The sequence below is a fragment of the Chryseobacterium sp. P1-3 genome, from assembly GCF_000738495.1.
Classification (GTDB): domain Bacteria; phylum Bacteroidota; class Bacteroidia; order Flavobacteriales; family Weeksellaceae; genus Chryseobacterium; species Chryseobacterium gallinarum.
The window spans coordinates 224,370-237,768 of sequence record NZ_JPEQ01000004.1 but is presented as its reverse complement, the minus strand read 5'-3'; the positions used below and the strand labels follow the sequence as shown (position 1 = coordinate 237,768).

14 protein-coding genes and 1 pseudogene are annotated in these 13,399 nt (G+C 32.6%); 1 reads left to right on the top strand and 14 read right to left on the bottom strand.

Features of this window, described 5'->3' with window-relative positions:
• The first annotated feature begins 79 nt into the window (after nt 1-79).
• Nucleotides 80-844 (top strand): exodeoxyribonuclease III, encoded by a 765-nt coding sequence (locus tag HX13_RS03860; protein ID WP_050019972.1) that lies wholly within the window; start codon nt 80-82, stop codon nt 842-844.
• 68 nt (nt 845-912) lie between these two features.
• On the opposite strand, the gene HX13_RS03855 is transcribed toward HX13_RS03860, so the two are convergent.
• From HX13_RS03855 to HX13_RS03795, 14 genes and pseudogenes are all read right to left on the bottom strand, one after another.
• Complete coding sequence (locus HX13_RS03855) at nt 913-1,284, bottom strand: septal ring lytic transglycosylase RlpA family protein (protein ID WP_050019971.1); 372 nt, start codon at nt 1,282-1,284, stop codon at nt 913-915.
• A gap of 879 nt (nt 1,285-2,163) precedes the next feature.
• On the bottom strand, nt 2,164-2,898 hold the full coding sequence (locus HX13_RS03850) for a hypothetical protein (RefSeq protein ID WP_050019970.1): 735 nt from the start codon (nt 2,896-2,898) through the stop codon (nt 2,164-2,166).
• A 33-nt stretch (nt 2,899-2,931) separates the two neighbouring features.
• On the bottom strand, nt 2,932-3,573 hold the full coding sequence (locus HX13_RS03845) for a hypothetical protein (RefSeq protein ID WP_050019969.1): 642 nt from the start codon (nt 3,571-3,573) through the stop codon (nt 2,932-2,934).
• A 393-nt stretch (nt 3,574-3,966) separates the two neighbouring features.
• Nucleotides 3,967-5,268, bottom strand: a complete 1,302-nt coding sequence (gene rimO, locus HX13_RS03840) for a 30S ribosomal protein S12 methylthiotransferase RimO (RefSeq protein ID WP_050020450.1) — start codon at nt 5,266-5,268, stop codon at nt 3,967-3,969.
• Nucleotides 5,269-5,366: 98 nt separating this feature from the next.
• A pseudogene (rfbC, locus tag HX13_RS03835) lies at nt 5,367-5,913 on the bottom strand (dTDP-4-dehydrorhamnose 3,5-epimerase).
• Nucleotides 5,914-5,930: 17 nt separating this feature from the next.
• Complete coding sequence (locus tag HX13_RS23350) at nt 5,931-6,296, bottom strand: hypothetical protein (RefSeq protein ID WP_238555017.1); 366 nt, start codon at nt 6,294-6,296, stop codon at nt 5,931-5,933.
• 43 nt (nt 6,297-6,339) lie between these two features.
• Complete coding sequence (locus HX13_RS23345) at nt 6,340-6,894, bottom strand: hypothetical protein (protein WP_238555016.1); 555 nt, start codon at nt 6,892-6,894, stop codon at nt 6,340-6,342.
• 192 nt (nt 6,895-7,086) lie between these two features.
• Nucleotides 7,087-7,800 (bottom strand): NAD-dependent epimerase/dehydratase family protein, encoded by a 714-nt coding sequence (locus tag HX13_RS03825; RefSeq protein WP_202962903.1) that lies wholly within the window; start codon nt 7,798-7,800, stop codon nt 7,087-7,089.
• A gap of 1 nt (nt 7,801) precedes the next feature.
• Nucleotides 7,802-8,722 carry a hypothetical protein gene (locus tag HX13_RS03820; RefSeq protein ID WP_050019968.1) on the bottom strand — a complete coding sequence of 307 codons (921 nt, stop codon included), beginning with the start codon at nt 8,720-8,722 and terminating at the stop codon, nt 7,802-7,804.
• A gap of 122 nt (nt 8,723-8,844) precedes the next feature.
• Complete coding sequence (locus HX13_RS03815) at nt 8,845-9,978, bottom strand: NAD-dependent epimerase/dehydratase family protein (protein WP_050020449.1); 1,134 nt, start codon at nt 9,976-9,978, stop codon at nt 8,845-8,847.
• A 36-nt stretch (nt 9,979-10,014) separates the two neighbouring features.
• Entirely contained in the window at nt 10,015-10,350 is a 336-nt protein-coding gene (locus HX13_RS23340; RefSeq protein WP_238555015.1) for a DapH/DapD/GlmU-related protein, read from the bottom strand.
• Nucleotides 10,351-10,648: 298 nt separating this feature from the next.
• Nucleotides 10,649-11,101, bottom strand: a complete 453-nt coding sequence (locus tag HX13_RS03805; protein ID WP_050019967.1) for a glycosyltransferase — start codon at nt 11,099-11,101, stop codon at nt 10,649-10,651.
• A gap of 146 nt (nt 11,102-11,247) precedes the next feature.
• Nucleotides 11,248-11,691 carry a hypothetical protein gene (locus HX13_RS03800; protein ID WP_050019966.1) on the bottom strand — a complete coding sequence of 148 codons (444 nt, stop codon included), beginning with the start codon at nt 11,689-11,691 and terminating at the stop codon, nt 11,248-11,250.
• A gap of 3 nt (nt 11,692-11,694) precedes the next feature.
• Nucleotides 11,695-13,365 carry a glycosyl hydrolase family 28-related protein gene (locus tag HX13_RS03795; protein WP_050019965.1) on the bottom strand — a complete coding sequence of 557 codons (1,671 nt, stop codon included), beginning with the start codon at nt 13,363-13,365 and terminating at the stop codon, nt 11,695-11,697.
• Nucleotides 13,366-13,399 lie beyond the last annotated feature (34 nt).

Genomic DNA, 13,399 nt, shown 5'->3' with positions numbered 1-13,399 from the left:
GTCATGCTTGTTATTTCACTTACTTATGCCAAGTAGAGTGCCTTACAATGAAAATTTTTAAATTCTTTATAAAAGACTCATGAAATTAATTACATACAACGTTAACGGAATCCGGGCTGCTTTCACCAAAGATTTCCTGGGCTGGTTAAAAGCTGCCGACCCTGACATCATCTGCATCCAGGAAAGTAAAGCCGGAAATGATCAGATTGATATTGAAAGCCTGGAAAAACTAGGATATCACAGTTATTGGCATTCTGCAATAAGAAAAGGCTACAGCGGGGTGGGAATTGCTTCAAAAATCAAACCTAATCATATAGAGTATGGTTGTGGTATTGAAAGCTACGATAGCGAAGGAAGAATTATCCGTGCTGATTTTGACGGCTATTCTGCTATTTCAGTTTATGTACCTTCTGCCACCAATATTGAAAGACTGGATTTTAAAATGCAGTTTTGCCATGACTTTTTAGAGTATATAAAAAATCTGAAAAAAGAGATTCCCAACCTAATCATATCCGGAGATTTTAATATCTGTCATGAGGCAATTGATATCCATGATCCTGTCCGCTTAAAAAATGTATCAGGGTTTCTTCCTATGGAAAGAGAATGGATGACCAATTTCATCAACGAATGCGAACTGATTGACAGCTTCAGATATTTTAATAATGAACCTGATAATTATACCTGGTGGAGCTACCGTCAGAATTCCAGAGCCAAGAATAAAGGCTGGAGACTGGATTATAATTTCACCTCTTATAGTTTGAAGGATAAATTAAGCAGAGCCGCTATTTTAAAAGAAGCGGTACATTCTGATCATTGCCCTGCACTATTGGAACTAGACATTTAAAACAAATAATAATCATAAATACAAAAAACCAGCTTTTCAGCTGGTTTTTATTAATTTAAATCATAAAATTAATCGACAATTTCATACTCCACCGGAATTGTACCTCTACTGATATCTCCGATTTCGTCGAACGCAGCTTTAGACATGTCTAAAGATCTTGATGAATGGAAAGGTCCTCTGTCATTAATTCTTACTATCACTTCTTTACCATTCCTAAGGTTGGTTACCTTAATGTTTGTTCCAAATGGAAGCGTTCTGTTGGCTGCGGTAAACTTTGAGTTATCAAAGATTTCTCCGCTGGCGGTTTTTCTACCGTTAAATTTATCGTGGTAGTACGATGCATAACTTGTTTTTTTCGCATCTAAGGCATTATTCGTAAATGAGTAAATACCTAAGGTTGAAATCATCATTATGATTACGAGAATGAATCTTTTCATCACTTTGAACTTTTATTGGTTTTTGACAGAGCAAAAGTATCAGGAATCTGCTAAAGTCCACAGCCGAAAAGTTAAAAAGCGTTAATAAAAACCAAATTATATGTTAACAATCCTTGTAATCTCCTTTTAATAGCCGTTTTCAGGTGTATTGTTAAAAAACGTTAAAAAAACAGCTTAAAAGTTAACATAATTAACTACTTTGTGCATAATTTAAAAAATTAACTTTTATAAACATTTGAATAACAATAAGTTAAATACAACATAATTTCGTTAAAAACCGTTTAGTTTTGTCTGTTTATAATGTATGGCCGACACTGATCAGTACACATTTGAAATGAATCAGCCAGTATATAAAAGCATACATTATTGCTAAATTCCGGATTAGATGCAAGGTTGGGGGAATTAGAATATTTGTACTTTGTATCTTTTACTTTTCACACAAAGAATTTCTGTGTTATATTGTAAGGGTTACAAAAAATAGAACCTGCTTCATTTAATCTTTCTAGTGACTTTATTACTTTCTAGCTCATTTACAAAAAATGCTCTTTGTGTTTATACCATTGGTAAATTTAATCTATCACATTTATGAGAGCTCAATGATGCTGCCACAACATAGGAGATTTTCCCAATAACAGGGGTTTCTCATTAAGTTTTGGCTTAAGCTAATGGAAGATATAATTTTCAAAAACGGACTAAGTCCGTTTCTATTGAATATTCATCAGTAAATTCTAATTCTTAACTTCAAACATTTTTCTATTCATTAACTAAACTTTGCTTAGCTTCCAATTTTTGAAACTGATCCAAACTCTTGATCTCTAATAATAAAAAACAAAAACCAATGAGAGACTCATTGGTTTTTTTTATGTAATTAAATAAATTCTTTTATTTTAAATATTCTAATACGTAATCATAAGTATCAGCCGGATAAACGACAGACATACTTGGAGATCCTGTAATAGCGTTTCCTGCAGTAGTTGCTACGGTATAAGAATACAAGCTTCTATCATACACTACATTAGTACCGGCTTTGTAAATTGTAATACCATACAGAGACGTCATTCCGGCAGGGGCAGGAATATTTACTGCCGTAGAGTTACCTGTTGTAGTAAAAGTTCCTTTGATAGCATATACCTGTGCATTATTTACTAATGTATTGGTAACAGTTTCAGTAGGAAGAATGTTTACTTTCGCACTGCTATTGTTTCCACCCATTGGCAACCATTGTCCACCTGTAGTGGAAGTAGGGCTTCCTGGGTTTGAGAAATAATAGAACCCTGGAGTTACTGCCTGATTTCCTACACCTGAACCTGTAGCAGGAGTATTACCCGCTGTTGTGTTATATACAATCATCCCGTCAAATCTGTTCGGGTTGTTCGATGCATTATATAAAGTACCCTGGTTAGCTAAAACCAATTGGGTAAGATCTGCTCTAGGGAAAATAAAACCTTTACCTAAGTTCGCGTTATTAACTGTATTTGTAACTGAAGCATCAATGAAAGCTGATGATACGGGAATACTTGAACCTGAATATGCCTGGTTACCTTTAATTTGTGCTGAAAGCGTATTTCCAACAGAAGAAATAATCAAAGCTACAGCGATATATTTTAAATTTTTCATCTTTAATTAATTTAATAAATTATTGTATTTTGATTATTGACCAGCAAGGGAATACCAGTTTGTTCCGTCTGTAATAAATTCAGAACCAAACTGCTGAAGACTAGAGAAAGTATTAGTCTTGTAGTTTGCGTTTTGATTTGTTAAGTTCTGTGAAATACCTGATAATTCAACAATTGTCAGTTTTTTCCCTACCATAGAAGCATCCGGAGTTGGTAATTTGATATCACCTGAAACTCCTCCTGAGAATAAAACTACATTCCCAACATCACTTGGTAAAAGTGTAACCAGCGCTGCTCCAGCTACAGTTCTGTAAGTTGGAGTAGGAAGTGCAGCACCTCCTCCTAATGTTTTCCATGTGGAAGATGGAGCATCATAGTAATAGAACCCTACTGCTGTTACGTTTGTAGTTTTAGCAGTAGCAGTACCATCAATAGTGGTAACAAAAGTAAGAGCACCGTTTTGTTCAGCTACATAGGCAGCATCTTTAGCAGCCAGCTGAGCTCTTGTCATACGAGGGACCAATACGGCATCAGGTTTTGTATTATCTGCAGTATTAGCTACTACATCTAATGTTGCGGCGGGTGTGGTTGTGTTAATCCCTACACGCCCTTGCTGAGCCTTGGAAAGTGCCGAAAGGCAAACCAGCATAGTTGCTGTTAATAAAAATTTTTTCATAAGTTTTTAAAGATTTTAATTACATTATTTTCCATCAATATTTCCAAAAAGGAAGATGCATATCAACTTGCGCTTATCATCTTGGAGCTAAGATACACAAAAATAATTCAACTTATTGTGTATTCAGCATCAAATTAATAAATAACTTGTTGAAAGCACATGATTTAAAAACATTGCTTCAGGCGCAAATTTAAGATATAATTTTTTAATTTTTTATACTTTCATGAAAGAAAATTAAAAAATACAAACAACAATATCACATAAAAACCTGATAAACAACAATATAAATTCAAATTAAATAAAAACACATATATTAAATTTTATTCATATTTTTTTAGTATATGTGAAGCAATGAAGTATATTGTCTTATAATTAGCAATTATTGTTCTTTTTTTATACTAATTCTCCATATAAGTCGAACTCCTCAGCTGAAGTGATGATAACATTGGCAAATTCACCTATAGAAATATAGGTATCTTCTGCCGAAACCAAAACCGTATTATCCACATCAGGAGAGTCATATTCCGTTCTTCCTATAAAGTAGTTTCCTTCTTTACGGTCAAAGATACACCTGAATGTTTTCCCTATTTTTTCCTGATTCTTTTCCCAAGAGATTTGTGATTGCAGCTCCATAATCTCTTCTACCCTGGCCTCTTTTACTTCCTGCGGGATATCATCATCCAGTACATGAGCTGTTGTATTTTCTTCATGGGAATAGGTAAAGCATCCCAATCTGTCAAATTTTTGTTCTTTTACCCAATTTTTTAATTCCTGGAACCTCTCTTCTGTTTCTCCGGGATACCCTACAATCAGGGTAGTCCTGATAGCCATATCCGGAACTTTTTCTCTGAATTTAGCCAGAAGAGCATTTGTTTTTTCATGAGTTGTTCCTCTCTTCATCGATTTCAAAAGATCGGAATTGATATGCTGAAGCGGAATATCTATGTAATTACATACTTTTGGTTCTTCACGGATGATATCTAATACATCTTCCGGAAAACCGCTTGGAAATGCATAATGAAGACGAATCCACTCTACTCCTTCTACTTTTACCAATTCTTTCAGAAGATCTCCGAGGGCTCTTTTTTTATAAAGATCCAACCCGTAATAAGTAAGATCCTGAGCAATCAGAATCAGTTCTTTTGTTCCTTTCTTAGCCAACTTCTGAGCTTCAGAGACCAATTTTTCAATAGGCGTGGAAACGTGTCCTCCTCTCATTAAGGGAATAGCGCAAAAAGAGCATGGCCTGTCACATCCTTCTGAGATTTTAAGATATGCGTAATGCTTGGGAGTTGTTGTAAGTCTTTCTCCCACCAGTTCGTGTTTGTAATCTGCTCCAAGATGTTTAAGCAGAACGGGTAAATCTCTGGTCCCAAAATATTGATCTACATCCGGAATTTCTTTTACCAGATCCGGCTTATATCTTTCGGAAAGGCATCCTGTAACAAATACTTTTTCTACCTCTCCCCTGTTTTTGGCTTCTACATAATCAAGGATAGTATTAATGGATTCTTCTTTAGCATTATCTATAAATCCGCAGGTATTGATCACAACAATATCACCACGATCTTCATGAACCACTTCTTTACCATTGGCTTTCAGCTGGCTCATTAATACTTCAGAATCATAGACATTCTTGGAGCATCCAAGAGTAACTACATTGATTTTCTTCTTCCCTACAGATTTTGTACGCATCTTTTTGATTTTGAGTCTGCAAAGATACGAAATATTGACAGAGCAGAAATCAAAAAAAATAAAAAACCACTTCAGAAAAGTGGTTTTCAATATTTTAATTAAAAGTTTCCTTCGGCAAATGTTGGCAAACCCCTATCTTTATCTGATAGCTGTACAATATCTAAAGGTAGCTTCCAGTCTATATTAAGATCCGGATCATTCCAGATTACACTTCCTTCCGATTCTTTGTTATAAAAGTTATCACATTTATAAGAAAAAATGGCGGTTTCGCTTAATACAGAAAAACCATGTCCAAAGCCTCTTGGAACATATAACTGCAATTTATTTTCAGGGGTAAGCTCAATTCCATACCATTTTCCAAAAGTTGGAGAATTTCTGCGAAGATCTACAGCAACGTCAAAAACCTTACCTTCCAGACAAGATACTAATTTTGCCTGCGCATGTTCACCTTTTTGCAGATGTAATCCTCTTAATACTCCATAGGACGATTTTGAAATATTATCCTGTACAAAATGACCATTCATACCTGTTAATTCTTCAAATTTTTTTTTCATTATATTTTTCAAAGAAGTAACCTCTGTCATCTTCAAAGATTGTTGGTTCTATTACATAACAGTCCTTTAAAGGAGTTTCTCTTATTTTCATATTAAGTGTTATTTATTTTATAAACTATATTTCTTTTTTAAATTTAATTTCAATCCCAGATATAAAGCTCCAGTAGGGATAAAAATAGTCAGGACAATAGCCCAAATAGGAAGTTGTGACTGGATTAAAAAGACATTGATCATCAATTGTAAAATCGAATAAACGCTACTAATCACTAAATGAGAAACTTTTTTTTCATTGGCGAAAAGCTGATATAAATGTCTTCTATGAGCTTCAAAAATATTTTCTTTCAACAATATTCTTTCAATGATGGTAAGCACCACTTCCATCCCATAAATAGCTAAAAGGAGTATATATTTATATTCTCCTGTTCTCATAATGAGCAAAGTGATCAACCCTATAACCCAAAATCCTATTCCCATACTTCCGACATCCCCTGCAAAGCATTTTGCTTTTTTTCTGAAATTAAAAAAACAAGAAAACCAAACAAGCTAATAGAGGGTAGTAAATAAAATTATTGTCCGTAAACTGAATCACTTCTCTGTTAATGTAAGCTAGTGAACTTAATGTCACAAGGCTATAGGTACCCGTCATACCATTAATTCCATCCATAAAATTATAAGCATTAAGAGTTCCGATAATCAATATAAATAGAATTGGCCATACCCAAAAAGGCATCAAACTGAATGCCCCTGTAAAATATAATAACAAAATGACCGAAACAAGGTGAACAGAAAGCCTTATTTTATTAGATAATGTTCTGATATCATCTATAAAACTTATGGTACAAATTGCCAGTAAACCCAAACCAAAAGCCCAGTATTCCTCAACAGATTCTTTGATGTTGAATAGACAAAAAACAATAAAAGCTATCGGAAAAATGATTCCTCCTCCTCTTAGTGTGATTTGTGTATGTGCACTTCTGTGGTTCGGCTTATCTATAATGTTATATTTGTCAGCAATTCTGAAGTATATCAGAATTGAAATAAACAGTATGATTGTAACTAAGATATATTCCATTATTTTGAGTGAAAGCTTTTTATGGTTTTAACAAGTCCCTGTTCGGCCGTTATAGGCATTTTATCAATCTTTAATATTGATTTTATTTTCTGATTGGAGACTAATAGATTACTTGTCATTTTCTTCACTCTTTTTGTATTAATAGGGAGAGGAAGAATATCTCCTATTTTTGCTATTCCTAATATTACAGATTTAGGGATGGATAAGCTGATTGTTTTTTTTATGGGTTACGTTCTTGATGATGGTGATAATACTTTTAGTTGAAATTGGCTCATCATCGCAAATATGATAAATTCCGGATATCATTTTATCATTATTTTTAATAATTTCCGAGATATAAAAATTAAAATTATCAATCGATAAAAATGACCTGTTATTATCAAATGATTCCAACGGATATGGGATACCTTTTGAAATGATCTTGTATAGTAGTCCCAGGTTTCCTTTATCTCCTGGCCCATGGATCATAGGTGGTCTTAATATAATTACTTTTTTATCCTCTGGAAGTTTTTGTTCTAAAAGCCATTTCTCCGCCTCTCTTTTTGTTTTACCATATACAGAAACAGGGTTACAATCTCTTTGTTCCTGTAATGGTATTTGAGATTCAAATTCTTCTAATGCAGCTATTGAGCTTATATGTATAAAAAGTTTAGCCTTGGAATATATAAACACATTAAATATTTCTTTAACGAGCTCCACATTAGCAAAATAATAATCATTTTCAGAAGCTGTTCCCTGATGATCGTGTGCTTTACCGATTAAATTAATCACCACTTCTGAAGTTTCCACATTTTTCTTCCAGGAAGGATCCCTAAGAGACGCTCCTTGAAAGTTATGATCCAGTAGACCGGCTTTAATAAGATTCTTACCGACGAAGCCTGAAGCTCCTAAAACGGATATATTCATATTATTTTTTTAAGACCTGTTCCCAATGTTTAATAGATGAGAGACCGAATACTTCATTTACCCATCCTTTTAATGACATACTTTCTCTGATCTCAGAATTAATATTTTTAAAGTCTGATTTAAAAAAATTTTCCTCCAATACAATATTTCCTCTTTCGATGACATAAATATTCTGAGGGTCGTAAAAAGGATATTCTTTGATTTTAGGGTTGGTGGTAATTAATTTCCTACCTGCTCCCAAAGTCTCAAACGTCCTCATTGTCAATCCATTCTGTCCCGGATGATTGATATCCAGAATCACTTTTGTATTACGGTAAACATCAATAATTTCATGGTGAGACAAGCTATTAAATGAAATATTTTTATAGTCAAAATTTTTAAAATTCTTATCGGTAGCCTTTTTATATTTAAAAAGAATTTTACTGGGTGAATAATAAAATGTAAACATTTTTAACTGGTGTTTGCTGCACCATGCTTTTGCCTGCTCGCTAATCGAATAACGATCAGAATGAGCAGTTCCTATAAAAGCCAGATCGTACTTATTGTTCTCATCTTTCCCGTTAAGTTCTCCATAATCCTGAGCAAAAAATAAAGGTCTAAAGCTCATTTTATATTCAACGGCATCCAGATTATCAAATGTAAACCGGCTATCAAAATAATTCAGAATATCAAGCCCATTGGAATTGTTTTTAAAGGAATCATAGGTATAAAAGATGAACTTAATCCCCGGATTATTTTCCTTTAGAAAATCCAGAAAAAATTTAGGGGTAGCTTCTCCTTTGATTAAAAGAAAATAATCATACTTCGTATCTCTGATCTTTTCAATAATTTCCTTAAAATATTGATGTATTTTAGTGAAATATATTTCTTTCTTTATACGAATTATAGCTTTGCTAAAAAAGGAATTTGATGGACGTTTCATCAAACAGATCCACCTTTGCGCCCATGCTTTCCAACTGATTTTTTATTAAATTTTCGTAATTAAAAAATTTGATGGAGATTAATAAAATATTTTTTCCCTGAAGCATTTATCTTTTACTTTCGTTATTTATACAAACCTTTTGCTTTCATCTCCTCTAAAGAACTGTTAAGTTTGTCCTCCTGAATTTCCTGTTTAAGCACCCAGCTTGAAAAATTTTTTATCCCTTCCTCAAAATATACAGAAGGTTCAAATCCTAGTTTAGAATTTATTTTAGAAAGATCAGCAAAATTATGGCGTATATCCCCTAATCTGAAGTTTCCTGTAATGCTAACAGGAACTTCTATTCCGTAAGAACTGATTAAGGTTTTAGCAACAGTCAGGACATCAGTAGGTACACCTGTTCCTACATTGAAAACTTCCCCATTCGCTTCTTCTTTTTCAATCCCAAGAATAGTGGCATTTACCACATCATCAATATAAACAAAGTCTCTTGTTTCTTTTCCATCTTCAAAGATTTTGATTCCATTTCCATTTCTGATCTGTGTGGAAAATATAGACAAAATACCTGTATATGGATTGGAAAGAGACTGTCCGGGGCCATACACATTCTGATATCTGAATGCTACAGGTGCAATTCCAATAGTAGGACAAACCGTCATAATCATTTGTTCCTGGTTTTGCTTGGTAATTCCATAGACGGAAGAAGGATGAATCTTTGAATTTTCATCTGTAGCAAGCAATTCCAGTATTTTACCATCATGATATTTCACTTCAAAGTCTCCGTTTAGCATATCTTTTTCCTTTCTATGGGAAGGATAAACAATCCCCAGTTCAGGATGACGATATTTCCCTTCCCCGTAAATAGATCTGGAAGAAGCGATGACCACTTTTTCAATTGTGTTTTTATGATTAGCCAATAAATCAAGCATAATGGCAGTTCCTTGTATATTTACTTCGGTATATTTTTCTATACAATACATAGACTGTCCCGTTCCTGTTTCAGCTGCCAGATGTACGACAACGTGCTGCCCGGTAAGTGCTTTTTCCCAATCTTCCCTTGAAGTTACGGTTCCTTTAATAAAATTCACTTTATCTTTGATACTTTGGTATAAAGGTGATGTGACTTCAGGGTTTTCACCATGAATTTGAGGTGAAAGATTGTCTAAAATTGTGATATTGTACCCTTTTTCTATTAACTTAAGTGCCAGATTGCTTCCAATAAAACCACTTCCCCCTGTAATCAGTATATTTTTCATTGTATTTATATTTTTTCCCAATTGTTAGTAATAAAATTAAATTTTTTTTATCGGTTTTGCAGGTATTCCTACCGCTATAACATATGGAGGCAGACTTTTGGAAACCAAAGAATTAGCACCCACTATTGTACCTTTACCAATAGTTACACCAGGTAATACGGAAACAAACTCTCCCAGCCAAACATTATCTTCTATAATAACTGGCTTTGAAAATAATTTCCTTTCATGCGGAATAGAGTCAGGAGAAGAATCATTGTTATCACCTGCATAGCTACCATGTGAACAATCAGACACATAGATTTTACTTGCAAAAAGCACATTATTTCCTATCTGAACTTTTTCCATCGCCGTAATATGCACATAATCATTCATTTGAAAATTTTCTCCAAAGAATAAAGTTGTTTTGTTGTCTTCAGGATAAGCTTCAATTCTACACCCTACTCCAGTAGTGAATCCTTTAGATACTGATATATATTTTCTACCTCTGATGTCTATCGGAAACCTTATTAACCTTGCGTTTTTAAAAACAAAAAAGCTTCTTATTTTAAAAAATAATTACTTGGAGCAATCCAATTATGCTATATCTTTTAAATAAATTCATTTTAATAATAATTTGAATAACTCATCCCAGCTTCTACAAAGTGGTTCTTCGTATTTTACATCTCCCTTGTTAGTATATTTTTATACTTCCATCCATTACAGCTAACATACTTTCTGCTAATTTTTGTTCGTTTAATACATCAAAGTAATGAACTTTGCTATAGTTCCCAACAGTTTCATAGGCATAGGGCAGGTTAGCAACCAGCATTGGTTTATGATATTTTTTGAATTCTGAAATAGGTAAACCCCAGGTTTCTAATTTTGACGGAAAAACTAAACAATCTGCTAAAGCGTAATTATCCTCAACTTCATCTTTAGGCAATAATCCTGCAAATTCAATTTCTTTATTTTTAGAAAACCGGTCAACAATATTTTTAGAATAGGGATTTTCTGAGCCATCAATTGTTAATTTAACCTTAAACTTCTGTTTTCCTTTTGCTTTTAATATTTCAACTGCTTTACAAATAATTTCAAAATTTTTAAATTCACGAGGAAAAGCAGGGTAAAAAAAAAACAAAATCATTTGATTTTACATCTGCAAAATTTTTAATTACATTTTCAGTATTTCCTTTTCCCTGATTAGGTAAAGCTACAACTACTTTTTCATTTTTAAGATTGAAAAGCCTTAAAAACGCATCTTTTATCCATTTTTGTTGAACAACTACATAATCATTTTTTATGAATATTTATTCTATAAAGTTGTTTATAAAATTTTGTATATAGAAACCTCTTGGGATTATTTAAAAAGTTAGACAAATTCTGTTTGTAAAATGGTGAAGCATTATGACAATACACCGCACGTTTTTCTGAAATTACATTTGGAGTAATATCATGTAGACTCAACCAGAGGTGGCTATCTAGTTTTTGCGATAAACTTCTGCATTCAAAATATTCAAATTTAATTCTGTTTTTCCATGCTTCTTTTACATGGGGAAATTCTAAAAGTTCAATATTCCTCAGGTTATCATATAGTTTTTTTGAATGTACAAGTGCAATTACATTATACTCTGCTATAATGGGGCTAGTATCTAAAAATTCTAGTGCTGACTTCATAACAGTTAATGGACCGCCTTCTGAGAAATTAACGCCTGAAACAATTATATTTTTTTTCATTTTCTATCTTGTTGATGCAAAAACAGGATTCTGGGATACAAATAATTCCGAAGTTGTACTATAATAAAAATGTGTATTCGCTAAAACATCTTTATTATAATCCATCATTGCAGTAAAATAAGCATTTTGTGCATTTTTAGGAAGAAAATTAGGGATTATTGCCATATTAAAATTCTTACCTTGTTTAAATCCATAATTACCATTTACTGATTTAGAGATAGTTTTTTTTACATTATTTAATTCATAAGTAATTACAAATGTAGTTGACCAACCTAAAAACATAGTCCCGATTTCATTTATTACTTCAATATTAGCAACTAAGTATTTATCTTCAGCTTTTACTGGTTTTACATTCGTTAATTTTTCGTTTAAATTAAATGCAGTAACTTTTTTAAATTGCCTATTTGCATTTAAATACTTAGCCAATGTTTCTTTTTTGTTGCTAGGATTATTATCTGTATCTTTTTTAGTATTAATTGGGATTTTAATTACTGTACCATTCTCTTTTGCAAATTCTGTTAAAAAAATATTTTTTTCATTGCTTTCATTTATACGCAAATCACATTGATCTAAAAATAAATCTACCTGATCATAATTATAAACCAAAATTCCTTTTAATGTAAATGCTTTATAATTATTTGAAATCCCATCAAAATTATTTCCTTTTATAAAAATTTTATTTTTCGGATTTAAAGCGGTCGTATTGTTGAAAGGAAGATATATTCCTTTGCCATCTTTAAAAACAGAGGAAACATATACTGCATCCGAAATAACAGATTCAAAGTGATTCCCTTCAAAATTTACAGTTGCGTTGCTTATTTCCATATCTACAATGTAATCTGGAGATTTGCCGTCAGCATATTTTATATTCCCTTCCATATTATTATTCCGGATATTTACCTCTCCTTTAGCAAAAGTTCCTCTGATAATTCTAGAATTATCATGGCACATATTATTTTCAAAGATAAACCCCCAAGCCAGGTTTCTAATTCCAACCGGACCGCCTTTAGATTGAATATCTGAAAAAAACACACATTCATCATTTTGATTAAATGCATTTTGTCTAAGTTGTATAAACGCAACTAAATATTGATTCTGTGCACTAAACTTTATGGCAAAGTTAAACCCTGTAAAGTGACATCTTTCGATAATAAAAGGCCATGTAGGTCCTCCCCATTCGGATTTGAATAATATTGCTGTAGTATTCCCGGTTTGTCTACTTTGTAAAGTTCTAAACTGAATATCCGCTATTCTAATAGGATCTCTTACATTTTTATCAAAAATGATTCCTGTACTATTTTTAGGAATGATAAATTCACTGCTATTTATATTATCAGTATTATTAGCTTTATTTTCCACATTAACCCAACTTTCCTCTCTTAATAAAGCACCTTCACCTATAAGCTGTACTCCTCCATTTTTAAAACTAACACTATTCTTCAGCAAATATCTACCAAATGGTATAAACAATGTTTTTCTTTTATTTGTTTCGCAAAAATCGATTGCTTTTTGAAAAGCATCACTGTCATCTGAAATACCATCACCCTTTGCTCCGAAATCCTTTAAAGAAACTACCCATTTTTGATTTCCAATAATTGATGTCTTATTCTGTCCTAAAATTAAGACTGAAAATAACAATAGGAATCCCAGAATTAAATTGCTATAGTTTCTCATAAATATTAATGTATTGATTAGAAATATTTTCAAC

Coding starts and splice junctions, on each gene's coding strand:
- HX13_RS03860 (WP_050019972.1), top strand. CDS start 80: ATGAAATTAATTACATACAACGTTAACGGAATCCGGGCTGCTTTCACC.
- HX13_RS03850 (WP_050019970.1), bottom strand. CDS start 2,898: ATGAAAAATTTAAAATATATCGCTGTAGCTTTGATTATTTCTTCTGTT.
- HX13_RS03845 (WP_050019969.1), bottom strand. CDS start 3,573: ATGAAAAAATTTTTATTAACAGCAACTATGCTGGTTTGCCTTTCGGCA.
- rimO (WP_050020450.1), bottom strand. CDS start 5,268: ATGCGTACAAAATCTGTAGGGAAGAAGAAAATCAATGTAGTTACTCTT.
- HX13_RS23350 (WP_238555017.1), bottom strand. CDS start 6,296: ATGGGAATAGGATTTTGGGTTATAGGGTTGATCACTTTGCTCATTATG.
- HX13_RS23345 (WP_238555016.1), bottom strand. CDS start 6,894: ATGGAATATATCTTAGTTACAATCATACTGTTTATTTCAATTCTGATA.
- HX13_RS03825 (WP_202962903.1), bottom strand. CDS start 7,800: ATGAATATATCCGTTTTAGGAGCTTCAGGCTTCGTCGGTAAGAATCTT.
- HX13_RS03820 (WP_050019968.1), bottom strand. CDS start 8,722: ATGAAACGTCCATCAAATTCCTTTTTTAGCAAAGCTATAATTCGTATA.
- HX13_RS03815 (WP_050020449.1), bottom strand. CDS start 9,978: ATGAAAAATATACTGATTACAGGGGGAAGTGGTTTTATTGGAAGCAAT.
- HX13_RS23340 (WP_238555015.1), bottom strand. CDS start 10,350: ATGAATGATTATGTGCATATTACGGCGATGGAAAAAGTTCAGATAGGA.
- HX13_RS03805 (WP_050019967.1), bottom strand. CDS start 11,101: ATGATTTTGTTTTTTTTTTACCCTGCTTTTCCTCGTGAATTTAAAAAT.
- HX13_RS03800 (WP_050019966.1), bottom strand. CDS start 11,691: ATGAAAAAAAATATAATTGTTTCAGGCGTTAATTTCTCAGAAGGCGGT.
- HX13_RS03795 (WP_050019965.1), bottom strand. CDS start 13,365: ATGAGAAACTATAGCAATTTAATTCTGGGATTCCTATTGTTATTTTCA.